The following is a 24404-nucleotide window of genomic DNA, read 5'->3' on the forward strand; positions in this document are numbered from 1 at the left end:
CTTATGAATGATTCACTTTGACCCGTTTCATAAAGAAAGCGCTGATCAAGCCGACAACGGCGACAATCATCGCGAAGATAAAGGCGTGCTGGACGCCCGCAATCAGCGCGTGAGAGTATGCGGAAGGATCATTCGGGTTTTTCGCGGTGCTCATATAATTCTTCTGGCCGGCAGCCATGATGCTGACCGCCACCGCAGTGCCGATTGCGCCGGCCATCTGCTGGAGCGTATTCATAATGGCTGTTCCGTCCGGATAAAATTCCGGCGGCAGCTGATTTAAGCCGTTCGTTTGCGCCGGCATCATGATCATGGAAATACCGATCATCAGGCATGTATGAAGCGCGACAATCAGAAGCGCCGTTGAAGCGCCGTTAATGTTTGAGAAAAACGAAAGCACAGTTGCCGTGATGACAAACCCGGGAATGACAAGCCACTTCGGCCCGTATTTATCAAACAGACGCCCCGTCACCGGAGACATAAAGCCGTTTAAAATACCGCCCGGCAGCAGGATGAGCCCGGACGTAAACGCCGTCAGCATCAGTCCGCTTTGTAAATACATAGGCAATAGGAGCATTGTCGATAAGATAACCATCATACAGATGAACACAATCACGACACCGAGAACAAACATCGGATAGCGGAAAGCGCGCAGATTCATCATCGGCTGCTTCATTGTCAGCTGCCTGATGGAAAATAAGATGAGCGCGATCGCGCCGACAGTGAGCGAACCGATAACCGTCGGGCTTGACCAGCCGTCTGATCCTTCGCCCGCATTGCTGAATCCGAATACGATGCCGCCGAACCCGATCGTAGACAGTATAATGGAAAGCACGTCAATTTTCGGTTTTGTAATGTCAGACACGTTCTGCATGTAGGCGATGCCGAATAAAAGAGCCAACACAAGAAACGGCAGGGAAATCCAGAAAATCCAATGCCAGTTCAAATGCTCTAACACAAGCCCTGAAAATGTCGGACCGATCGCAGGAGCGAACATGATGACAAGCCCGATCGTCCCCATCGCCGCTCCGCGCTTATGCGGCGGGAAGATGACGAGGATTGTATTAAACATCAGCGGCAGCAGCAGCCCGGTTCCTAAAGCCTGCACGATTCTTGCCGCCAAAAGAAACGGAAAGCTCGGCGCAAGCGCTGCAATCAGCGTGCCGATAATGGAAAAAGCGAGTGAAACGATAAACAGCTGTCTCGTCGTAAACCATTGCAAAAGCAGACCTGATATCGGCACAAGAATACCGAGAACGAGCAGATAGCCCGTCGTCAGCCACTGGACGGTCGCAGGAGTGATATGTAGCTCCTTCATCAGATCAGTCAGGGCGATATTCAGCGCCGTTTCACTGAACATGCCGATAAACCCTGCCGTCAGCAAAGAAATCATGATCGGCATGACTTTATATTGTTTGGAAGGCTGAGCGTTTTCCAAAATCATTCTCCTCTCTTTCTATACGTACATGTCTCTCGTATTTTATGTCTTCAGCAGGTTGGGGATTTGTTTAGAAATATGGAGGATCGGCATTTTGTCTTTTTTGGCTAAGGACACAATGATGCCGCCTTCTATCATGGCATTTAAAACAGTGCTGATTTCCGCCGCTTTCTCATCAGAAAAACCAGCTGATCTTAATTTGCCCGCGAACAGATTCTCCCATTCCTGATAAGCGCTTTGACAGGCCTGCCGGAGCTTTTCGCTCTTTAAAGCAGTCTCGGCAGCCAGTAAACCGACAGGAAACCCTTCAAAATTCTCCGGACATGTGAATTGGCTTGATAAGTCCTGTAAAAACGCTTGAATGCTTTCCGCAGGATCAGGATAGGCATCAAGGCTTTCTTTTATTTTCATACGGATATAATGGCTCATTTCATTGACAGCCTCAATGGCGAGCTGCTCTTTGCCGTCCGGAAAATGATAGTAAAGAGAACCTTTCGGCGCACCGCTTTCTTTAATAATCTGATTCAGTCCCGTGCCGTAATACCCCTGAAGCTGAAACAGCCTGGTTGCCGCGGCGAGGATTTTTTCACGAGAATCTCCATAGCTCATAATGTTCCCACCTTACTGATTTGTGACAAATTTAAAATATAGTGACTGGTCTATTATCTGGATTTCGCATGACGGTGTCAAGAATTTTTAACGGTTATTTTCTTCGGAAGGTTGCCTGACAAGCGCGTTGACCGGTGAGAGGAAAATCTTCATAAATAAAGAAAAGGAGAGAAAAGAATGAAAAAACAATTCATGCCCTTCATTACATTTATCACGGCTTTGCTCTTCATCGCGGCCGGCTGCTCCCAATCTCCTCAAACGAAAGAAACACCGCCCCAGATGGCAGCCGCAGCCTCTGCGAAAAAAGACGGACTTCCGAATATTAAAATTCTTGCCACCGGCGGCACAATTGCAGGCGCTGCTCCTTCGAAGACGTCCGCTACGGAGTACCGGGCGGGGGCAATCGGAGTTGATGCCCTGATTCAGGCCGTTCCGGAGATAAAAGAGGTCGCGCATGTGAGCGGAGAACAGGTTGTGAATATCGGCAGCCAGAATATGAATAACGAGACACTGCTGAAACTTGCAAAACGGGTAAACAAGCTGCTCAAGTCTGATGATACAGACGGCATTGTCATTACACATGGAACAGACACACTTGAGGAAACCGCCTACTTTCTCAATTTGACAGTCAAAAGTGACAAGCCCGTTGTTGTCGCCGGGTCAATGCGGCCGTCCACGGCGATCGGAGCGGACGGGCCGTCCAACTTATATAACGCGGTAAAAACAGCGGCTGCGCCTGAGGCGAAAGGCAAGGGGACGCTTGTCGTATTAAATGACAGAATCGCTTCGGCGCGTTATGTGACAAAAACCAATACAACCGCGACCGACACTTTCAAATCGGAAGAAATGGGTTATATCGGAACAATTGCTGATGACGTCTATTTTAATAACATCATCACCCGAAAGCATACGAAGGATACAGATTTCAAGATAGATAAACTTGATAAACTGCCGCAGGTCGATATTATATACGGCTATCAAAATGACGGAAGCTATCTCTTTGAAGCCGCCGCAAAATCAGGGGCGCAAGGCATTATTTTTGCAGGCCCGGGAAACGGCTCAATGTCTGATGCGGCGCTAAAAGGCGCCGTAAAGTCGGTCAAAAGCGGGCTGGCGGTCGTCCGTTCCACAAGAACGGGAAACGGAACGGTAACACCTAATCGAGAGTATGAAAAAGACCATTTGACAGCTTCAAACTCTCTCAACCCTCAAAAAGCGCGGATTCTTCTCATGCTCGCGCTGACAAAAACGCATGATCCTAAGCGGATTCAAACCTATTTCAATGAGTACTAGGAGAAGAGAACCGGGTGTTCTCTCCTTTTTCGGTATGACGTATTAAAGCATAGGGGTGCTTTCGGGAAAGGGGCGTCTTTCTCATTTTTTCGCCTCTTTTTCAATTGTTGAAAACAGTAAAAAATACACTATTTTTTCCTTTCCTTCTCTAATAGAATGAAAATTGCAAAAATATTACATAGCAGGAGGAAAGTTCATGAAACAAATCAAAAGCAAAATCCTAGCGATTCTTACAGTTTGCATGCTGTCCGTCATTTCCGTATTTGCCTTCCAGCCGACCGTATCGAAAGCCTCCTCAGGGCATAACCCTGTTGTCATGGTCCACGGAATCGGCGGGGCGTCCTTTAACTTCGCGGGAATCAAAACATATTTGGCATCCCAAGGCTGGTCAAGAAAAGAGATGTACGCCATTGATTTCTTAGACAAAACCGGAAACAACAGACACAATGCGCCGAGACTGTCCAATTACGTGAAAAAAGTGCTCAGCGAAACAGGTGCGAAAAAAGTCGATATCGTCGCGCACAGCATGGGCGGCGCCAACACGCTCTATTACATTAAAAATCTTGACGGCGGAGACAAAATCGCAAACGTCGTCACACTCGGCGGAGCGAACGGCCTTGTGACCAACCGGGCGCTTCCGGGGACTGATCCGAACCAAAAGATTTTATATACATCGATTTACAGCTCAGCGGACTTGATTGTCCTGAACCCGCTGTCACGACTGATCGGCGGGAAAAACGTGCAGATTCACGGTGTCGGACACATCGGACTTTTGATGAACAGCCAAGTAAACGGGCTGATTAAAGAAGGTCTGAATGGCGGCGGACAAAATACAAATTAACAGTTTCAAAGCCCCCGGAGAATGAGAATATCCCGGGGTCTTTTTTTCTTCCATATTCTTTTTTCGCCGTAAACCAAGCCCTCTGAAGTTATTTTTGTTAAAATAATAAAGTTATATCAGAATTCGGAGGGTTTATTGTGGGAAAAGTGAAAAGAAATGCCCCTTGCCCATGCGGCAGCGGGAAGAAATATAAAAAATGCTGCGGAAGCAAAGAAGCTGCCATTCCGGCAGACATCGCGGCAAAAGAAGCGAAACAGATTCAGGAAAGCTTAATGGAGTACGCCTTTACAGCACATAGAGACGGCATATCATCATTTATTAACCAGCATGAGTTCATTACGGAGCTGGACAGACAGACTAAAGACATCGGAGTCTTCAACCTCGGCATCTGGGGAATTTTCTTCCGTCCGCTGGCAGGCGGCAAGACGATTTTTGAAGAATATCTTCAGAAAAAAGCCGGCGGCATCAACCGCCCGAAAACACGGGAAATCGTTGAATCATGGAAAAGCATGACACCAGCGGTTATGGTGCTTGAAGATGTGAAAGAAGGAATGATTCACTTTGAAGATGTGATGACGAAAAAACAATTCAAAGTGGAAATGGACGTCAGCCAGCAGGATCTTCCGCCGGCGGGAAGCCTGATTCTCGGCTATCCGATCCACGAAGCGGAAAAAGCGGAGTTCTTCATGCAGTTTACGATCTTCCCTGTGAAGCGGACCGAAGCTCTAATCAGCAAAGTGAAAAAGGCGGCTGCCCCGGCCCTTGCGGAAGGAAAATCGCCTGAGCGCTTTATGCAGGAGGACTTCGACACTGTGCTGGCCGCTCTTTTAGGAACGGCGGAAGAGCCTGAGCAGGCTGCTGAAGAAAAACAGACAGAGTGGGCGAACGACATGGAGAAGGAAACGGCGGACGCTATTGAAAAAGGCCTGAGCGGGGATGAATACCCGGCTGAGCTGGTTCCGGCCGTTATTGACCTGTGGAAAACGTTCTGTGTCAAAAAAACACCGACGATCAGAAAGCCGGAAGCTTTCGCGGCGGCGGTCGAATATTACGTAAACAGTATTTCTCTGAACGGCGCGTCCGTTTCTCAAGCTAAGCTGGCGAAGAAGTACGGCGTCAGCGCCTCAACGATTTCCAGCCGTTATAAGGAAATTGAGGGTGCTCTCACGGATGAAGCCGAACGCTTCGCCGCAGCTCTGACATCTTAATACACAGCCAAAAAACCTTGAAGGGCACATGCTTTTCAAGGTTTTTTCTGCAGAAATGCTCTCGGGGCAGGATAATTCTTACCGGTTATCTAATACTAAACAGAGCGATAAAAGGAAGGGAGCCTGAGCCATGGATGAGACACGTACGCTGGGCAGGACGGATTTACGGGTAAAGCGTATCGGTTTTGGCGCTAATGCGGTCGGAGGACATAATCTGTTTCCGAATCTTAATGATGAAACGGGAAAAGAACTCATCCGCACAGCGTTGGACGGCGGCGTCAATTTTATTGATACGGCGTTTATATACGGTTTGGGGCGTTCCGAAGAGTTAATCGGTGAAGTTGTTGCAGAGCGCGGCGTGCGGGACAGCCTCGTGATTGCGTCAAAAGGCGCGCACAAAGAGGTCAACGGACAAATCGAGCTGGACAACAGCCGTGAATTTCTCCGGAGTGAGGCGGAAAACAGCCTGAAGCGGCTGAAAACAGACGTAATTGATTTGTATTACGTCCACTTCCCTGACGGCAAAACACCGCTCTCCGAAGTGGCGGGCACGCTAAAAGAACTGAAGGACGAAGGGAAAATCAGAGCAATCGGCGCGTCCAATCTCAGCTTCCGGCAATTGCAGGAGTTTAACGCCGACGGTTATTTAGAGGTTTTTCAATCGGAATATTCACTGATTCAGCGTGAGGCGGAGCATGATCTGCTGCCTTATTGTGAAAAGAACGGCATTTCTTTTATTCCTTATTTTCCGCTTGCTTCCGGCTTGCTGACGGGAAAGTTTACAAAAGACACAGTCTTTGAGGACAGCCGAAAAAACAGGCCGCCGTTTCAGGGAGAAGCTTTTCACCAAAACCTGGAGCGAGTGGATAAGCTTCGGTCCGTTGCGGAAGAAAAAGGGGCGCAGACAGCGCATATCGCACTCGCGTGGCTTCTGTCGCAGCCGGCGGTGGATGCGATCATTCCCGGAGCCAAACGCCCCAGCCAGCTGAAACACAATCTGGGCGCGCTTGATGTGCAGTTGACCGAGGATGAGGTTCAATATATCAGTGACATCTTCAAGTGAAAATAAAAAAAGGAAATAGCCTGCGCTATTTCCTTTCTTGCTGTCAGGACGTTTTCAAAAACGCTTCTGTCAATCCTTCCAGATCCGCGTCTGTATCCAGATACCACTGGCCGCGGGCGTTTTTCTTCATCTCGATTTCTCTTGTTACGGAAGAAGAAGCCGGTTTCAGGCGCATAAACTCTTCCGGATAGACAGAAAGCAGGTGGCTGACAATTTCGTTTTCATCAGCATCGGGGTGCTTTCCGGCATAGTCTTGCACGCGGTCTTGCAGCTGGCCCGCAAGCGGAGACATATCAAGCGGCGTCACTTTTGCTTCAAGGACGGCTTTTTTGCCTGACATGGATTTGGTATGCACCTTGAGCTCTGTGTTATCCCGAAGCGCTGATGACATGGCTTCAATAATAGCGGAAATGGCTTTTGAATCCGCCTGTTCTTGTGAAATGCCTGCAGAAGCGATAAAGCTGGCTTTCGCCGATTCCTGATATGCGGCGGCCGTCATTTTTTCATTTACACCGGTCAGGCGGGTGAAATCTTTATTGTGCTTGCCGTACAGCATCACATCAATGTATGCGGATAATGCGTCCGCCGGGTCAGGTTTTGCGTTTGAGGCTGTGCCTTTGACTTTCAGTTTATAAGATAAAGGCTTCGCGTCTTTTGCCTGCGGCTGATATACCAATTCATATGATTTGCCTTCGTCAGCCGTGAAGTACAGATTGCCCGTCACTGTCTTGCCCGCATGAAGCGTGCCGCTCTGCATCTGGTCATCCTTATCGGCCGCCGCTGTTTTCGCGTCATCCTGATAAAGCGAGAAGTCGCTGCTTTTGACGGTAAGCGGGTCTTTGCCCGTATTTTTGACGGTGACCGTTACTTTCAGCGCGGCCGGATGTTCAGTATCGTCTGAAGCGGCCCATGCCGTCTCTTTTATTTTCACTTTCGCCGTGCTGCTTTCCTGGCCGCCGCTCGTTTCGCTGCTGCATGCGGCGGTAAATGCCGTGAGAAGCAGTATGAAAAACACGGCGCTCATTTTTTTGATGGACATCTGGTTTACCCCCTGTTGTTATAATGATTAATTCAATAGTCATGAAGACAGACAGGTTAATTATACTAGTTTTGTATAAAAGAGTCTTGGTAATCATCAATATTTTTGGAAGAAAAGGAAGTGTTATGATGAAAAAAGAAGAATTGAAACAGCTGGCTCTCCGGATCGGAAACGTACCTGCCCGCTACGAGAGTAATGTGGAAGAATACCAGGAAGATGAGGTTTTGTTTTGGTGGGAAGATAAGAATGATCCGGAAGCCGGCATCATGGTTGAACTAGACCGGGACGGAAAACTGAAATCCTTATCCCGTCCGGCTTTCCGGACTGATCTGCCGGCTCTTTCGGAATCGGACATAGAAGAACGGATGCGGGCGTTTTTAGAAACCCATCGTCCGGGGGCATTGGCTGAGTTCGAATTGGAAAACAGCGGCTCCGCCAATGATGGTGATGTGAGATATTCCTATGTTCAGATGGCTGACGGTCTGCCGCTTCCGCTGACCGGGTTTTACGTCGACCTGTCTTTGACAGGGGAAGTAACCGGCTTTTCTTACCATGGGAAGGCCGATAATCTCTTAAGACCCGGAACAATTGCGGACAAGCGGGAAGCATTGGCTCACTTTGTCAAACATATTGAAGCGGAGCTGTTGTTCACCGTACTGCATCAGTCCGTCTATGTGCAGGGGGATGACAAGCCCCATCTCGTCTATGAAATCGTGTCTCCGACGCGGCCGATATCGGCTGACCTGAAGGAAGAGAATGCAGAAATAGACGAATATGAAGAGCTGGAAGACGGCACGCTGCCGTATGTCCCGATTTCATGCCCTGCACCTGAAGTGGAAAAGATGAGCATCAATGACATGATCGGGCTGCACGACGGTTTTTATAAAGAGAGGGAAAGCGATCTTGGGGACGGCCGCATCGGCATTGCCTGGCGTCCTGAAAAAACAAAATCCGTACGGAAAGATAAAAGCTTAGAAAGTCTGTTAAAAGAGCGGAATGAACATGTATTGAAAACAAGGTATGATAAAGAATCGGGCCGGCTCACCGGGGTAATGTCATTTATACAAAGTGAAGGCGAACCGGAGTTTTCCGAGGAAGAATGCCATCACATGGCCATCCGCTTTTTGTTCGCCATGTTTCCGGAAGCGGATCAGTATTTCCGGGTTCAATATGATGAGCCGGATGATGAAGGAGAAAACGTGGGACTTACATATAAGGCTTGTTCAGGCGGCGTTGATTTGCGATTCGGAGAGGGGAGAATCTGCGTCAGCAAAAAGACGGGTCTTGTCACGTTTTATATGCCGCCGGAAATTGATCCGAAAGAGCTCGAGGAAATTGATCCCGTTCCTTCATTGACAATGGAAGAGGCGAAGGACGCGATCCGCCGGGCCATCAAAGCCGAGCTCGCTTGGGATCGTTGTTACGAAGACGGCAGCTGCGGAAAAGTGTACAGGCTCGTATATAAGCCGGTTTTCCCGCGGTTTATTGAGGCTCATACGGGAGAAGTGATCACGAGTTTAATAGGCTGAAGGTCATGGGCGTTCGTCCCGGGTCTTTCATGGGAAATGTGACTTTTGTATGGGAAACAGCCGCTCTGAATACGGCTCTTTTCCCTCTTTGCTAAAAATAGACACATAAAAGGCACTTTCTTCCCTTTAAAAGGATAAGGACGTTTTTATATAATTAAAAACAGTTCTTTTTTATACACTCTTCTGAAAGGATGACCCCATTGCTGAAAGAACATCTGAGAAAAAAAGCGCTGGAGATCGGGAACATACCGCCGCACTATGAGCTTGAAATAGAAGATTATGATGAAAAACAAAAAACGAGAGCCTATTATATATGGAAAGATCGTAACCATCCGGATAAAACGGTAACGATTGAGCTGGGCGACGACGGATCTTTGCTTACATACTCACGCAACGACTGTCCGGGTTCAGACATGCAGCTGTCAGACGCCGAATTAAAGCTGACGGCTCTTCGGTTTGCGGCGAGACACCGCCCGCTTACTTTTATGAATTTCATCTTTCAGGCGAGGGAAGAACGCAATGGGTGCATCCGATTTATCTATACAAAAAAAGTGCTCGGCCGGCCGCTTCCCGATTCAGGTTTTTTCGTTGATGTAACCAGGAGCGGCTTCGTCGTGCAGTTTATCTATTACGGGGATAAGGGTGAAGCGCCCGTCCCGGAAACATTTGTCGATCGGGAAAAAGTCGTCTCGCATTATATGAGTGTGCTGACATTCAGTCTCGTCTATGATGTGGTCAATTTTGAGAAAATACCGCGTCTCGTCTATGAACCGATTCTGCCGGCTTACAGCTATCCGGCCGGTGAAGATGATATCGTGCCGGATCAGCAGCTTTGCGAAGACAGGAATGAGCCGGCAAAACCGCTTCCCGCGTTTGAACATAAACGGGAAATCAGCCTGGATGAATTGATGGGGTTTACCTCGGATATGGTTCAGACGCGCCGGCGCGATCTCGGGGATGAGATCGGAACGACATGGCGGAAAGGGTCGGTTCCGGAACGGAAAGATTTGAGTATCGAAAGCTATTTTGAAAGCAGCAACAAAAATACAATGAAGATGAAAACGGACAAAAAGACAGGGAAAATGACAGCCTTTAAATCTTTTATTGAGCATCAGGGCCCGGCCTTTTATTCTGCGGAAGAGTGTGAGACCGTCGCGCTTCAATTTTTATACAAGCTTTATCCGAGAGCGGACGAGTTTTTTAAAATGAACCCGCTGAAAACGGACGGAAGGGGCAGGTTCCGCTTCCATTTTTCCGTATGGCATCAGGATATTCCGCTGCGGTTCGGCGCTGCGAGAATACTTGTCAGTCCCGTAACGGGGCTTGTGGAAGCTTACATGGCGCCTGACATTGACCCGGAGCAGCTGGAGAAGATCAATCCGGTGCCGGCCGTTACTCCCGAAGAAGCGAAGGCCGCTTTTTTATCCGATTTCCATTTGCGGCTGGAGTGGCAGCGCGATTTTACGCCGTCCGGCAATGAAGGATATAAGCTTGTGTACAGGCCGGTCTATCCTCCGTACATTGATGCGCAAAAGCGAAAAAAGAAAAGGTTTTATTAGCCAGGGATCATTTGTAAATGAGGATAATCTTTAAAGCCTCTCCAATCGCCTCCCCAATCAAAACCGAGCGTTTTGGCAATCGATACGACCTCAAGCCAATCGGGCGTGCCGTTTCGGTTTCCGTCGTACGTCATATCCCAAATCAGGCTTCCATCCTTTTTTTGCAGGGCGAAGTCGATCGCAAGGCCGTAATTGTGGTAAGATTCCCCGCCTTTTGCGTAGGTGACGATATTTCCTTTTTTTGAACGTCCTTGACGGTACAATTCGTTTTGTTCCTCAATTGATCTGAAACCCTCTGTGATAACGACGGTGATGCCTTTTTTCAGAGCGGCCGTCCGCAATAGCTCCGCATTCTGTTTCACGAGCGGATGAAGAGCGCTTGGAATGGCTCTATCTTGTAATGCCGTCTGCGGCCTCAGTTCTTTCTGCACATAGGAAAAACATAGGTCTGCGGAAAAGAAGAGGATCAAAAGCAGTGCAATTCTGACTGGTAGTTTCATGGTGAATTCTCTCTTTCTTTAATTGATTAAAATCTTTGTTTGCTCACTGCCATAAATTTGCTATGATAAAATATAACATAATTAGTAGCCGGAGGAAGGAGGCAAATCTATGAAATCCAAGATTCCATCTGAAGAAGTGGCCGTTAAGATGAATGAATGGTATAAGCTGATCCGCGCGTTTGAAGCCGATAAAGCTGAAGCGCTGAAGCGGGAGATTCAATATGAACTCGAAGATATGGAAGAAAATCAGGATTTATTGTTGTATTTTTCATTGATGGAATTTAGGCACCGCATCATGCTGGATAAATTAAAACCCATGAAAGACGGCGACTGCCAGCCTCCGTTCTCTGAAATGCTCACTGAGATTGAGATGAACCAGCAAAAGCTGACCGGCTTACTGGAATATTATTTTTACTATTTCAGAGGAATGTATGAATTTAAGCAGAAAAACTTCATCTCAGCGATTTCTCATTATAAGCGGGCTGAGGAAAAGCTTGAATATGTGGAAGATGACATAGAGAAAGCCGAGTTTCTGTATAAAATTTCTGAGGTGTACTATCATATCAAGCAGACTTTCTTTTCGATGAATTACGCGGGACAGGCGCTTGATATTTACAAGAAATATGAATTATACGGAATGAGAAGGGTGCAGTGCAAATTTATCATTGCCGGAAATCTGATGGACGCCCAGCAGCATAAAAAAGCGCTGGAATACCTCGAATGCGCCTTGGAGCACGCGGAGCGGCTTGATGATCAATATATGATTGCTGCGGCCTATTATAATATCGGGCACTGTATGTACAGTCTGGGTGACTTTTGCAAGGCGGCGGAGGATTTTGAACGGGCGGCTGCCGGATTTGAAGCACACAGCTTCCGGCAGGTCATCCAGGCTGTTTTTTCACTCACACATATCTACTTTAAAACGGAAAAATACAGTGAAGCCGCCGCCAGCTGCGCGCGGGGCATGAGAAGCGCGGCGGATTGGGAAGATGAGATCTATATGACGAAATTCCGTCTGATTAAAGAGCTTTATCAGGGGGAAGGCGGACAGGATTCGCTCAAAGAGTATTTTGACATCCTGGAATCAAAGGAGCTGTTGGCTGACACAGAGGAACTGCTTCAGGACGCGGCTCATTTCTTTCATAAACGGGAGAACTACAAAGCGGCATCTTATTTTTTCAGCAGGCTTGTCGGCGTGCAAAAAAGGCTGCAAATGAACAACTACGCATAATGAAAAAAAGAACGAGGGAGCTTCGGTTTCATCGTTCTTTTTATGATTCCTTTTGTTTTCAGCCGATTAAAACCGGGTACATGCTCTGTATTAACATCAGGGAGGAAATGAGACAATGTATCAGGATTTACAGGGAAAAACAGCGATCGTAACAGGTTCTTCGAAAGGAATCGGAAAAGCCATTGCCGAACGCTTCGGCAAGGAGCGGATGAATGTGGTAGTGAACTACCTCGGTGATTCCGCCGGAGCGGAAGAAGCGGCGGACATCATTGAGAAAGCGGGAGGCAGAGCCGTCACCGTAAAAGCCGATGTCTCCTCAGAAGAAGGGATTCAGGCGCTGTTTAATGCCGCTCAGGAGCATTTCGGGGGCGTGGACGTGATGGTCAATAATTCCGGCTTTAACGGAGCCGAAGCGATGCCCCATGAAATGAGCCTGGAGGATTGGCAAAGGGTCATCGACGTCAACGTGACCGGCACCTTTTTGGGGGCGAAAGCGGCACTGAAACATATGCTCGAGCGCGGCAAAAAAGGAACGGTCTTAAACATATCGAGCGTTCATCAGCAAATACCGCGTCCTGAAAACGTGCAGTACTCGGCATCCAAAGGCGGTATCAAAATGATGACGGAAACGATGGCGCTCAATTACGCAGACAAAGGCATCCGGGTGAATGCCATCGCTCCCGGAACGATCGCCACAGAGTCCAATAAGGATCTGGAAGATGAAACACATAAACAGGCCCAGCTGAAAAAAATTCCGATGAACGCCTTCGGAAAACCGGAAGAAGTCGCCGCGGCCGCCGCTTGGATGGTGTCTGAGGAAGCAAGTTACGTGACCGGAACGACACTTTTCGTCGACGGAGGCATGACGCTTTATCCGTCTCAGCTGGAAAGATAAAAGAGGAGGGGAAACCTTCTCTTTTTTGTTTAGGTAAGGATCATAAAGGAAATGGTTCTCTAAAAAACAGGAGGGCCGCAAGATGGCGAGTGACTGGTGGAAAGACGCCGTTGTCTATCAAATCTATCCGCGAAGCTTCCAAGATACGAACGGCGACGGCATAGGCGACCTGCGGGGGATTATCGCGCGTCTCGATTATATAAAAGAACTTGGCGCTGATGTGATATGGATCTGCCCGATTTATCCGTCGCCAAACGTCGATAACGGCTACGATGTGACGGATCATCAAGCGATTATGGAATCATACGGAACGATGGAGGACTTTCACGATCTGCTTGCAGAATGCCGCAGCCGCGGATTAAAGCTTGTGATGGACTTCGTTTTAAATCATACATCAACAGAGCATCCTTGGTTCAAAGAGGCGGAAATGAATCCGGACAGCAAATACCGCGATTATTATATTTGGCGGCCGGGCACCGCGGACGGCCCGCCGACCGATTGGGTGTCGGATTACGGACAATCCGTCTGGCAGTACGAAGAACATACGGGCGAATATTACCTGCATATGAACGCCGTCAAACAAGCCGATCTGAATTGGGAAAATCCCGAGGTTCGGCAATCAGTATACGAGATGATGAGATTTTGGCTCGATAAAGGCGTGGACGGATTGCGAATAGACCAGCTTCATCTTCTGTCAAAAAAAGAATACTTGCCGCCATATGAAGATTACATCGCCCGCCGGGCCGATCCGAAGCCTTTCCGGCCAAACGGAGCACGGATACATGATTACTTAAAAGAAATGACGAAAGCGGTATTTTCTAAATATGACGTGATGTCGGTCGGCGAGGCCGGATCAGTGACGCCTGAGGAAGGACTGGTCTACACGGGAACCGATGAGCATGAACTGAATATGATTTTTCATTTTCAGCATATGGAGCTTGATCAAAAGCCGGGCCAAGAGCATTGGGATGTAAAACCGCTTGAGCTGGCCGATTTGAAGAAAGTGCTCACAGACTGGCAGGAAAAACTGGAACATCAAGGCTGGAATACGCTGTATTGGTGCAATCATGACCAGCCCCGGATCGTATCCCGTTTCGGAGACGAAGGCACATACCGCAAAGCATCCGCCAAAATGCTTGCCGCCCTGCTTTATTTCATGAAAGGCACGCCGTACATTTACCAGGGGGAAGAAATCGGCATGACAAACGCTCCGTTTGACAGAATAGAGGATTATCAAGATATTCAGACCGTCAATATGTATCATAAAAGGGTATTTGAAATGGGCCGTGACAGAGAAGAAGTCATGGCGTCCATTATGGCGAAAAGCCGCGATCATGCCCGTACACCGATGCAGTGGGACGGCAGCAAGAATGCCGGATTTACGGAGGGCGAACCGTGGCTGAAGGTCAATCCCAATTACAAAACCGTCAATGCTGCCGAGGCTCAGGATGATCCCGATTCTATATTGAACTTTTACAAAAAACTGATCCGCCTGCGAAAACAGTATGCTGATATCATAAAAGGCAGCTACACGCTGCTGTTTCCCGATGACCCGCAGCTGTTTGTGTATGAAAGACAGGCAAACGGACAAAAACTCATGTCCATCAGCAACGTATCGAAAGAAGAAGCCGCCTTTTATTGGCCGGACGGCTCCGAACCTGAAAGGGCCGAGCTGCTTCTCAGCAACTATGAAAATAACGGCGGCGCGGAATCCCGCATCACATTCCGCCCTTATGAAACAAGAGTCTATCTGCTTGCCTGATATGTGATACGACGCCCCCGTCCATACATGGCGGGGGCTTTTTAGGTAAATCGGTTATCAATTTAGAAAAAAATTTCTTGCAAAACGTAATTACTTCGTTTTATTATGGTATAGGTAACAAATGAACGAGAAAGTACGCTTTGGAAATCGTCATCATTCTGATTTACAGAACAGGGGGAAACGGCTTGTTTAAAAAATGGAGCGGAATCATTGTCATTGCGGCATGCTTTTTAATCGCGGCGGGCTGCGGCAATTCATCTTCGAAAGGTTCGTCAGGTTCTTCGAAAAGCGGCAAACTGCACGTCGTGACGACCTTTTATCCTATGTACGAATTCACGAAACAAATTGTCAAAGACAAAGGCGATGTAGACATTCTCATCCCGTCTTCGGTCGAACCCCATGATTGGGAGCCGACGCCGAAGGATATCGCCGGCATTCAAAACGCCGATCTTTTCGTATACAACAGCGAATATATGGAGACATGGGTTCCTTCAGCGGAAAAAAGCATGAGCTCTGATCATGCGAAGTTTGTAAAGGCGTCGAAAGGAATTGACTTGCTCGAAGGTTCGGATGAAGAGGAAGAGGAACATGGACACGGCGGTCATGACCACAGCCGCAGCATGGACCCTCACGTGTGGCTCAGCCCGGTTCTTGCGCAAAAAGAGGTCAAAACCATTACGGCGCAGATCGTAAAACAGGACCCGAAGAATAAAGCATACTATGAGAAAAATAGTAAAGAATATATTGCAAAACTGCAGGATCTTGATAAACTATACCGTACAACATTAAATAAAGCGTCGAAAAAAGAATTGATCACACAGCACGCAGCATTCAGCTATCTCGCCAAAGAATACGGCTTAAAACAAGTCGCGATTGCAGGCCTTTCTCCTGAAGAAGAGCCGAGTGCGGCCAAACTGGCGGATCTCAAAACGTTTGCCAAAAAGCATGATGTGAAGATCATCTACTTTGAAGAAGTTGCATCGCCTAAAGTTGCAGATACACTTGCCGGTGAAATCGGCGCGAAAACGGAAGTGCTCAATACACTGGAAGGTTTAAGCCAAAAAGAACGGGATAAAGGCATCGGTTATATCGACATTATGGAGAAAAACCTTGATGCACTGAAAGATTCGCTATTGGTTAAATAACATAGTGTGCGCCGCGGGGTGCACACTATTTCTATGCGGGAAAGGAAGGTCAGCATGAATCTCGTTACATTACAGGATATCGTTTTTGGTTATTCGCATACACCCGTGCTTGACGGTGTGTCGCTGGAAATCAAAAGCGGCGAATTCGTCGGCATTACAGGACCGAATGGCGCGTCAAAATCGACGCTCATGAAAGTCATGCTCGGCATGCTCAGACCTTGGGAAGGAACGGCCGAGATCAGTAAAAAAAACGCAGCCGGAAAACGCCTGACAATCGGCTATGTTCCGCAGCAGATTTCTTCATTTAACGCAGGATTCCCAAGCACAGTTCTGGAGCTTGTGCAATCAGGCCGTTATACGAAAGGAAAATGGTTTAAACGATTGAACGAAACGGATCACCACGAGGTGGAAAACGCGCTGAAGATGGTGGAAATGTGGGATTTCCGCCACCGGAAAATCGGCGATTTATCCGGCGGACAGAAGCAGAAAATCTGCATTGCGAGAATGCTTGCAAGCAATCCGGATCTGCTGATGCTTGATGAACCGACAACCGCGGTTGATTATGAAAGCAGACAGGGTTTCTACGAATTTATGCACCATCAGGTGAAAAATCACAACCGCACCGTCGTCATGGTGACACACGAACAAAACGAAGTACAGCAGTATTTGGATAAAGTCATACGGCTTGAGAGGGGAGAAAAAGGCGGATGGAAATGTTTGACTTGGAATTCATGCGACGAGCTTTTCTAGCGGGAAGCATGATCGGAATTATGGCGCCGATATTAGGCGTATATCTCGTGCTGAGAAGACAGGCGCTGATGGCGGATACGCTGTCTCATATTTCATTGTCGGGCGTGGCCATCGGTTTTTTTCTCAGTACCAATATTACGGCGGCGAGCATCGTTGTCGTCACGATCGGAGCGATCGGCATCGAATATATGCGGCGGGCATACCGTACATATTCAGAGGTATCCATCGCAATCTTAATGGCGGCCGGGCTGTCGTTTGCGATGTTTCTGATCAGCCTGTCAAAAGGCGGCGCATCGATGAGCATCGATCAATATTTATTTGGATCGCTTGTCACGGTCAGCCAGCAGCAGGTCTATATTATCGGAGGCATTACCCTGCTGATTCTGCTTTATTTCATTATATTAAACAGACCGCTCTATCTGCTTACCTTTGACGAGGCGACGGCGAAGACATCAGGCATTAACACAAACCTCCTGTCAATGTCATTCAGCATCGTGACGGGGCTGGCGATTTCGGTCATTATTCCGATTATCGGCGTGCTGCTCGTTTCCGCGCTCCTCGTACTGCCCGCGGCTTTTGCAATCCGTATCGCCAAAGGGTTTAAATGGGTGTTTGCGGCAGCCATTATTATTTCTCTTTTCAGTGTGTTCATGGGGCTGACGTCTTCGTACCAGCTCGGAACGCCTCCGGGGCCGTCAATCACTTTACTGTTAATCATTCTGCTTCTGCTCGGCTTTATGCTGCAGGGGATTTGGAATGCGTTTAAAAAAGGAAAAGAACGAAAAAACCGCCGTTAAGCGGTGCAGCAGTTTCATCTGCTGCTCCGTTTGGCGGCTTTTTTTTTACAGAAATATATCAGCAAGACGCTCATATGACTCTTTTTTTGCTTCGAAATCAAAGACGTTGCACAGCACCATCATCTCTTTTGTCTGATAACGTTCGGAAAGTTCAAGCAGACGGCGTTTCACTGCGGCAGGTGAGCCGATCACCATCCGCTTCCTGTTTTCTGCAATCTGTTTACGGTCCTCCGGCGAATACGGATAAGCCTTCGCTTCTTCCACACTCGGCACGCGGCTGTCGGCGCCTTTTCCGACACGAAGAAGCCATAAATCCTGGCTTAAGGCGAGTTCTTCCGCTTTCTCATCCGTAGCTGCGCATATGACGAAAATGGCACAGAGCGAGGCGGGAGCGGAAAAATGGGCGGAAGCCCGGAAATGGTCCCGATAGATCTGAAAGGCTTTTTCCCCGCGTTCCGGATTAATGAAATGGCCGAAGACATAGCCCGCACCTTGAAGAGCGGCGCGTCTGGCGCTGTTTTCCCCGAGGCCGAGCACCCAAAGCTGCGGGGCTGTTTCAATCAAGGGCGCTGTTTTTATTCCGGCATAAGCATGGTCCGAGGGAACCGAATCTGTCAGAAAGGATGATAAATCCTGAAGCTGCCTGTTAAACTCGGTCATGCTTTTCTTTACCCCGTCTGTGAGGGCGAGCCGGATTTTCGTCGTGCCTCCCGGTGAGCGTCCGACCCCAAGGTCAATCCGGTTCGGATGCAGCGCCTCAAGCTGACGGAAAGTTTCCGCGACTTTATAGGGGCTGTACTGCGGCAGCAGCACGCCGCCTGATCCGACACGGATGGATGTTGTGGCTGCGGCGGTATGAGCGATCATAATTTCCGGCGAAACGCTTGCGAGCCCTCTTGTGCCGTGATGCTCGGCAAACCAGTACCGCTTATAGCCCCAACCTTCGCTGAGGCGGGCGAGCTCCGCTGAACGGCGGAGCGTCTCGTGCGGCCCGTTTCCTTTGGATACGGGCGCCTGATCAAGTATGCTTAAATCAATCACTCGTCTGCCCCTTTCCTGACATGTATTGATACAAGGATAGGAAAAATGTTCAGTCCCCGTCAATTTCTTTGTTTTCTCTATTCTCTCCGGAACGAAGGAGAATATAGGAAGTAATTTTTCGCCGTTTTTCGCCAAAAATTCTTATGTTTTATGAAACTTTGATATAATAAAAGACGTATATCTTAATAAACACCGGGATTCTTGTCCCGGAATTTAGTAAAAATGCGCACTTGCGGCGTGCTTAGCGGCACCCTTACAGAATAGGAGTGAATCATATGGCGATCTCTTTACAAAAAGGACAGCGGATTGATTTAACAAAAGGAAAAGCCGGCCTGTCAAAACTGCTGGTCGGACTCGGCTGGGACCCTGTATCATCCGGCGGCTTTTTCGGAAAGCTGTTCGGCGGAGGCGGTGCCAATATCGACTGTGACGCTTCCGTACTGATGCTTGAAAATGATAAAATGACAGACAGCAAAAACGTCATCTATTTCGGCAATCTGAAAAGCCGGTGCGGCGGTGTCGTACATACGGGTGACAATCTGACGGGTGAAGGCGACGGCGATGATGAACAAATTCTCATCGATTTGGCGAAAGTGCCCGCTCAGATTAATAAACTTGTGTTTGTCGTCAATATTTACGACTGCGTCAGACGAAAACAGGACTTCGGCATGATTCAAAACGCGTTCATCCGCGTCGTTGATCAGGCTAATCGCGAAGAACTGGTGACGTACAATTTAAGAGATAACTATTCAGGCAGAACGAGCCTGATCGCGGCTGAAATCTACCGCGAGGACGGCAAGTGGAAATTCGCCGCGGTAGGAGAAGGCACAAACGATACAAAAATCGGCGATATCGTTAACCGATACGCCTAAACGATAAAAAGGAGAGTGCACACATGGCAATTTCATTGGCAAAAGGACAAAAAGTAGATTTGACTAAAACAAATCCGGGTCTTTCTAAAGTCGTTGTCGGCCTTGGCTGGGATACAAACAAATACGACGGCGGACATGATTTTGATTTAGATTCCAGCGTCTTTCTATTAAATGAAGCAGGAAGATGCGCGTCGCCCGATGATTTTATTTTCTATAATCAGCTTGAAGGCGGAAACGGCTCTGTCGCACATTCAGGCGACAACCTCACAGGCCAGGGCGAAGGCGATGACGAAAGCGTAAGGGTCAACCTGAGCGCGGTGCCTGCCGCTATTGACAAAATTTCATTCGTCATCACGATTCATGAAGCGGAAGCGCGCGGCCAAAACTTCGGACAAGTTTCCAACGCGTTCGTTCGCATTGTCAATGAAGAGACAAATGAAGAGCTGATCCGCTACGATCTGGCTGAAGATTTCTCAATTGAAACAGCCATTATCGCAGGAGAGCTTTACAGACATAACGGCGAATGGAAATTTTCCGCGATCGGCTCAGGCTATCAAGGCGGACTGGCCCGTATTGCGACAGATTACGGCCTGCAAATCGGCTAAAACCATATCAAGCACAGAAGGGAGAGACGGCACATGGCTATTCAATTGGCGAAAGGACAGCGTGTTGATCTGACAAAAACGAACCCCGGTCTTACAAAAGCGGTGATCGGCTTAGGCTGGGATACGAACAAGTACTCCGGAGGGCATGACTTTGACCTTGACGCGTCGGCTTTTCTTGTCGATGCCCATGACAACTGTGTAAATGATCTTGATTTTGTTTTCTACAATAACCTGGAACACCCGAGCGGGGGCGTCATCCATACGGGAGACAACCGGACGGGCGAGGGCGAGGGAGACGATGAACAAATTATCGTCGACTTCTCAAAAATACCCGCAAATATTGAAAAGATCGGCATCACCGTCACGATTCATGATGCGGAAGCGCGCGGCCAAAATTTCGGACAAGTTTCGAACGCGTTCGTGCGCGTCGTCGATGAAAACAGCCAGAATGAACTGCTTCGTTTCGATTTAGGGGAAGACTTCTCGATTGAAACGGCGGTTGTCGTTTGTGAGCTTTACCGCCATGGGGCTGAGTGGAAGTTTAACGCCATCGGCAGCGGGTTTTCCGGCGGTCTGGCATCACTTTGCCGGAATTACGGCTTGCAGGTGTAAGCAGGAAATTACCGTTTTACTAAATAGGAGGAAAAAACTTGGATTTTCTACATCATATTATGTCGACCTACGCTTCCTTTTTTGATTGGAAAATGTGGGGTGAGGTGCTGACTGACCCTGTATCATGGGGGCTGATCGGTTCCTTGGTTCTGCTGGAAGGGCTGCTGTCGGCCGACAATGCGTTAGTGCTTGCGGTTATGGTAAGGCATCTGCCTGAAAAACAACGGAAGAAAGCATTAACATACGGATTGTTCGGGGCATATATTTTCCGTTTTATCTTTATCGGAATCGGGATGCTGCTCATTAAGTTCTGGTGGATCAAAGTGCTTGGCGCGCTGTACCTGGCTTGGCTCGTCATTAAGCATTTCTGGATCGGAGAAGGTGATGACGATACGGAAGGCATGAAGAAAAATTCATGGATGGTCCGTACGTTCGGAATTTTCTGGGCCACTGTCGTTTCAGTTGAGTTAATGGATCTGGCCTTCTCTGTTGACAGCATTTTAGCCGCGTTTGCGGTATCGGAAAAAGTGTGGGTGCTCTTGATCGGCGGTATGCTCGGCATTCTCATGATGCGTACAGTCGCAAAAGTATTCCTTGTGTTAATTGATAAAATCCCTGAGCTTGAAAACACGGCTTTTGTGCTGATCGGGATTATCGCCGTGAAAATGGCGGCGAGCGCCTTTGATTATGAAATGCCGCACGTGGTGTTCTTCGGAATCATCATCGCTGCGTTTGTGGTCACGTTTATTATCCACTATTTCAACAAACAAAAGCAGGTTCAGGAGCAGACGGCTGCATCTAAAGAAGAATAAAACAAAAAAGGAGGGAGAGTTCATTTCCTTCCTTTTTTGTACCGATTATCATGAAGAGAAAGGAGGAAAATGATGAAGCAGGAGGAATTGGTGATCCGAAAGGCCGAGCCGGAAAATGATGACTGGGAAACGTTTCTGATGCGGCCGCTGCCGGAACGTCCCGGTTACGAGCGGGAAAACGGGCTGGCGTTTACCCGTCTTGCCGTCCGGATTTTGGGCACTCCTTATGATGAGACGGAGTATTACAATAAGCTTTTCGAGCTGTCTTCTCATGAAAACATCCATGTGTTGAGCGAGACGCTGGATAAGACCATCGCGCCGGAAACGTTTCAGGCGCTGCAGCACATCCATTCGGTCAATCAAAAAGAGAAAGGGCTTTCGGTTTCCAGGTTTGTCGCGTTTCTCGATGGGGGCAGGCTGCTTGCCAAACACGCCGATCCGCTTATGCACCGCCGGCTGAGGACCGCGTTTATGACGCTTTTGGAAACCTTTGCGGACCGGCATGAAAACGGGCTGAATCATCCCGATTTCCGGCGTGTGCTCTTGGATGTGTCAAAGTTTTCGCTGAACCACCTGAATCCATGGCTCGAACAAGCCGATATAGAGCGTGAGATGCCGAAGGTGGTGTGGTATGGAGACGCGACCAAAAGCCAGCTCTATTTTCTCTATTATCTCATGCTGATCGGCTGTGATGTCCTATTGTTTCATCCGGCTGCGGAAGATCCGTTCAGCTTGATTGATCCGGATGAGGAGCTCAGCTTTGTGATAAAGCTCCCCGCAACAGGCAGTCTTGATCCTTTTCCGAAAGAAAAGCCGGACAGAACGTCCACGACGGCCTACCGGTCAACGAAAGAAATTGAGCATGTGCTGAACCATGAGGAATCCATGATGTATAAGCCTTGGCAGTTCAGGGAGCACACCCCGCAGTCCGTGACCTTAAAAACGACATATGATGAGTTATTTCTCATTGCGAAGGAGCGGGCGTTTATCCGGCCGCAATTTAAAGCGGACAGGGAGCGGGTGGCCGTTCCGAACCTTTTTGCGAAAGTGATGGGGGTTTCCAAAGATACGAAAGAATATTGGAACAGACTCCATACCGCCGCAGACTATCAGGAGACACACATGATCCGCAGTTTTCCGTTTACGGAAGAGCTGAAAGCCAACTACCAGTATCACTACAGTCAGGTTTTGAACGAAGAAGGAGCGATTGACGCGGACAGGCTGAAAAGAAGCAACATCTGGCAGTACAAGCATCTGCCTTCAGGTGTGCAGAGCGCCATCGCCAATGTGATTTCTGACATGTGCAGAAACCCAGGGCTGAAGACTTTGCCCGGGGAGCAGTCAAGGGATGCCGCAATCTATTTGTTCCGCCAGGCGACGAATCTGCCCGCTTCGCTGCTGCAATTGATTCAGACGTTTGATTACGCCCAAACCGTTCCGAAACTCGTTTTATATCATACGGAACAAAATGGCGAACTCACACGTTCTGATGCTGCCGCTCTTTTGTTTTTAAATAAATTCGGCGTCGATATCATCTTGTATAATCCGCCGGGCCATCAGGACATTGAGCATTATATTGAAGAAAGCCAATTTGATGTCCATTGGCTGGAGGACATGGTGTTTCGGCAGGAATATAAGGAGCCGTCACTCGTAAGAAAGCTGTTTAGAACCATTACGCAAAAGCAGGGAGAGTAAATAAACATGACAGAAAATCAAAATCCGCTTGTTCTTGATAAAAATGAAGAGATTTCTGAACAAAAAGCAGATGACATCAGGGTGCAGCTGCGCCAAGACCCTGAAGTGCAGCGCATTTCGCAGCAGATTGACGTGAAAAACCAAATGGAGCTGCTTGAGTACGGAAAAGAACCGGCAGTTGAAATCTCGAAGTTCTCCGACCGCATCTTAAATATGATGAAAACAACAAGTGTCACGGATTCAGGCACAATGCTGACGCAGCTCGGAAAAATCATGGACCGTTTCGACAAAAATGATTTCGATGAACCAAAAGGATTTCTCGCTAAAATGTTCAAACGCGGCAACAGCATGATTGAAAAGATTTTTCAAAAGTACCGCACCCTGGGCGGAGAAATTGAAAAAATCCACGTCGAAATTTCGAAATACAAAGATGAAATGGCAAAGACGAACCATACGCTTGAAGAGATGTATGAAAACAACATTAACTACTACATGGAGCTTGAAAAATATGTCGTTGCCGGGCAGATGAAGCTTGAGGAAATGCAGGCGCTCATTCCTTCTTATGAAGAAAAAGCGGCCGGCGGGAACCAGCTTGCGCAAATGCAGCTTGACACGCTGCGTGACGGGCTTCAGGCGCTTGAGGAACGTGTCTATGATTTAGATATGGCGCGGATGGTGGCGCTGCAAACGGCACCGCAGATCCGCCTCCTTCAGCGCGGAAATACGAAGCTCATCGGGAAAATCAATTCCGCTTTCGTCATTACAATTCCGATTTTCAAAAACGGCATTATTCAGGCTGTCACAGTCAAACGGCAAAAGCTTGTGGCTGATTCAATGAGCGAGCTGGACCGCCGCACGAATGAAATGCTGAAGCGCAACGCTGAAAATATTTCAAACCAAAGCGTGGAGATTGCCCGTATGGCAGGCCGTCCGAGCATTGACATTGAGACGATTGAAACGTCTTGGAATACGATTGTCAGCGGTATGCAGGAAACGAAACAGATCGAGGAAGAGAACAGACGTATCAGAGAAGACGGAGCGAAACGGATTCAACAGCTTCAGGATAATATTAAAAACGCAGTCTTAAAGAATTAACGCACACCCCGCTTGC

At 48.3% G+C, this 24404-nt stretch carries 23 protein-coding genes; 18 read left to right on the forward strand and 5 right to left on the reverse strand.

The genetic code is table 11. The features are described 5' to 3' along the window. Position 1: 1 nt before the first annotated feature. Together lmr(B) and VP472_RS01480 are read right to left on the reverse strand one after the other, a co-directional pair. Positions 2-1441, reverse strand: a complete 1440-nt coding sequence (lmr(B), locus tag VP472_RS01475; RefSeq protein ID WP_146276055.1) for a lincomycin efflux MFS transporter Lmr(B) — start codon at positions 1439-1441, stop codon at positions 2-4. Between the two features lie 36 nt (positions 1442-1477). Further along, a complete protein-coding gene (locus VP472_RS01480) occupies positions 1478-2044 on the reverse strand; it encodes a transcriptional regulator LmrA (RefSeq protein WP_070081323.1) in 567 nt (188 codons plus the stop codon). A 177-nt stretch (positions 2045-2221) separates the two neighbouring features. On the opposite strand from VP472_RS01480, the gene VP472_RS01485 reads away from it, so the two are divergent. The 4 genes from VP472_RS01485 to VP472_RS01500 all read left to right on the forward strand — a co-directional run bounded on the left by VP472_RS01485 (position 2222) and on the right by VP472_RS01500 (position 6449). Next, positions 2222-3337: a type II asparaginase gene (locus VP472_RS01485; protein WP_077721752.1), complete on the forward strand. Its 1116-nt coding sequence runs from the start codon at positions 2222-2224 to the stop codon at positions 3335-3337. Between the two features lie 196 nt (positions 3338-3533). Beyond that, positions 3534-4178 (forward strand): lipase EstA, encoded by a 645-nt coding sequence (locus VP472_RS01490; RefSeq protein ID WP_070081325.1) that lies wholly within the window; start codon positions 3534-3536, stop codon positions 4176-4178. Positions 4179-4315: 137 nt separating this feature from the next. Continuing rightward, on the forward strand, positions 4316-5386 hold the full coding sequence (locus VP472_RS01495; protein ID WP_003156670.1) for a helix-turn-helix domain-containing protein: 1071 nt from the start codon (positions 4316-4318) through the stop codon (positions 5384-5386). Between the two features lie 130 nt (positions 5387-5516). Continuing rightward, positions 5517-6449 carry an aldo/keto reductase gene (locus tag VP472_RS01500; RefSeq protein WP_070081327.1) on the forward strand — a complete coding sequence of 311 codons (933 nt, stop codon included), beginning with the start codon at positions 5517-5519 and terminating at the stop codon, positions 6447-6449. Between the two features lie 43 nt (positions 6450-6492). Here VP472_RS01500 and VP472_RS01505 read toward each other — a convergent pair whose 3' ends face one another. After that, entirely contained in the window at positions 6493-7488 is a 996-nt protein-coding gene (locus tag VP472_RS01505) for a DUF5105 domain-containing protein (protein ID WP_123117589.1), read from the reverse strand. Between the two features lie 128 nt (positions 7489-7616). Between VP472_RS01505 and VP472_RS01510 the strand changes: the two genes are divergently transcribed. After that, positions 7617-9017, forward strand: coding sequence for a YcdB/YcdC domain-containing protein (locus VP472_RS01510; protein WP_146276058.1), 1401 nt, complete (start codon positions 7617-7619; stop codon positions 9015-9017). A gap of 200 nt (positions 9018-9217) precedes the next feature. Beyond that, complete coding sequence (locus tag VP472_RS01515) at positions 9218-10576, forward strand: YcdB/YcdC domain-containing protein (RefSeq protein ID WP_060563027.1); 1359 nt, start codon at positions 9218-9220, stop codon at positions 10574-10576. Here the strand turns inward: VP472_RS01515 and VP472_RS01520 are convergent. Then, on the reverse strand, positions 10573-11076 hold the full coding sequence (locus VP472_RS01520) for a peptidoglycan L-alanyl-D-glutamate endopeptidase CwlK (protein ID WP_146276060.1): 504 nt from the start codon (positions 11074-11076) through the stop codon (positions 10573-10575). The genes VP472_RS01515 and VP472_RS01520 overlap by 4 nt on opposite strands. Before the next feature lie 109 nt (positions 11077-11185). Between VP472_RS01520 and VP472_RS01525 the strand changes: the two genes are divergently transcribed. The 6 genes from VP472_RS01525 to VP472_RS01550 all read left to right on the forward strand — a co-directional run bounded on the left by VP472_RS01525 (position 11186) and on the right by VP472_RS01550 (position 17656). Continuing rightward, a complete protein-coding gene (locus tag VP472_RS01525) occupies positions 11186-12307 on the forward strand; it encodes a response regulator aspartate phosphatase (protein ID WP_146276062.1) in 1122 nt (373 codons plus the stop codon). A 115-nt stretch (positions 12308-12422) separates the two neighbouring features. Further along, a complete protein-coding gene (locus tag VP472_RS01530) occupies positions 12423-13202 on the forward strand; it encodes a glucose 1-dehydrogenase (protein WP_146276064.1) in 780 nt (259 codons plus the stop codon). A gap of 82 nt (positions 13203-13284) precedes the next feature. Then, positions 13285-14964, forward strand: a complete 1680-nt coding sequence (locus VP472_RS01535) for a glycoside hydrolase family 13 protein (RefSeq protein ID WP_146276066.1) — start codon at positions 13285-13287, stop codon at positions 14962-14964. Positions 14965-15149: 185 nt separating this feature from the next. After that, the gene (locus VP472_RS01540; RefSeq protein ID WP_003156656.1) at positions 15150-16109 is read left to right on the forward strand and encodes a metal ABC transporter substrate-binding protein; all 960 of its coding nucleotides are present in this window, start codon (positions 15150-15152) and stop codon (positions 16107-16109) included. A 54-nt stretch (positions 16110-16163) separates the two neighbouring features. Continuing rightward, positions 16164-16859 carry a metal ABC transporter ATP-binding protein gene (locus VP472_RS01545; RefSeq protein WP_003156655.1) on the forward strand — a complete coding sequence of 232 codons (696 nt, stop codon included), beginning with the start codon at positions 16164-16166 and terminating at the stop codon, positions 16857-16859. Continuing rightward, positions 16817-17656 (forward strand): metal ABC transporter permease, encoded by an 840-nt coding sequence (locus tag VP472_RS01550; RefSeq protein ID WP_003156653.1) that lies wholly within the window; start codon positions 16817-16819, stop codon positions 17654-17656. Before VP472_RS01545 ends, VP472_RS01550 begins: the two co-directional genes overlap by 43 nt. A gap of 45 nt (positions 17657-17701) precedes the next feature. On the opposite strand, the gene VP472_RS01555 is transcribed toward VP472_RS01550, so the two are convergent. Further along, the gene (locus tag VP472_RS01555; protein ID WP_003156651.1) at positions 17702-18697 is read right to left on the reverse strand and encodes an LLM class flavin-dependent oxidoreductase; all 996 of its coding nucleotides are present in this window, start codon (positions 18695-18697) and stop codon (positions 17702-17704) included. Between the two features lie 275 nt (positions 18698-18972). On the opposite strand from VP472_RS01555, the gene VP472_RS01560 reads away from it, so the two are divergent. From VP472_RS01560 to VP472_RS01585, 6 genes are all read left to right on the forward strand, one after another. Continuing rightward, positions 18973-19569, forward strand: a complete 597-nt coding sequence (locus tag VP472_RS01560; protein WP_146276068.1) for a TerD family protein — start codon at positions 18973-18975, stop codon at positions 19567-19569. Between the two features lie 23 nt (positions 19570-19592). Then, a complete protein-coding gene (locus VP472_RS01565; RefSeq protein WP_003156648.1) occupies positions 19593-20174 on the forward strand; it encodes a TerD family protein in 582 nt (193 codons plus the stop codon). 33 nt (positions 20175-20207) lie between these two features. Next, positions 20208-20786: a TerD family protein gene (locus VP472_RS01570; RefSeq protein WP_003156645.1), complete on the forward strand. Its 579-nt coding sequence runs from the start codon at positions 20208-20210 to the stop codon at positions 20784-20786. A gap of 38 nt (positions 20787-20824) precedes the next feature. Further along, positions 20825-21598: a TerC family protein gene (locus VP472_RS01575; RefSeq protein WP_003156644.1), complete on the forward strand. Its 774-nt coding sequence runs from the start codon at positions 20825-20827 to the stop codon at positions 21596-21598. 72 nt (positions 21599-21670) lie between these two features. Then, a complete protein-coding gene (locus VP472_RS01580) occupies positions 21671-23293 on the forward strand; it encodes a YceG family protein (protein ID WP_146276070.1) in 1623 nt (540 codons plus the stop codon). 6 nt (positions 23294-23299) lie between these two features. Then, complete coding sequence (locus VP472_RS01585) at positions 23300-24388, forward strand: toxic anion resistance protein (protein ID WP_007609246.1); 1089 nt, start codon at positions 23300-23302, stop codon at positions 24386-24388. Positions 24389-24404 lie beyond the last annotated feature (16 nt).

Origin of the sequence: Bacillus sp. MT(2024) (assembly GCF_036362845.1) — a bacterium.
GTDB lineage: Bacteria > Bacillota > Bacilli > Bacillales > Bacillaceae > Bacillus > Bacillus velezensis.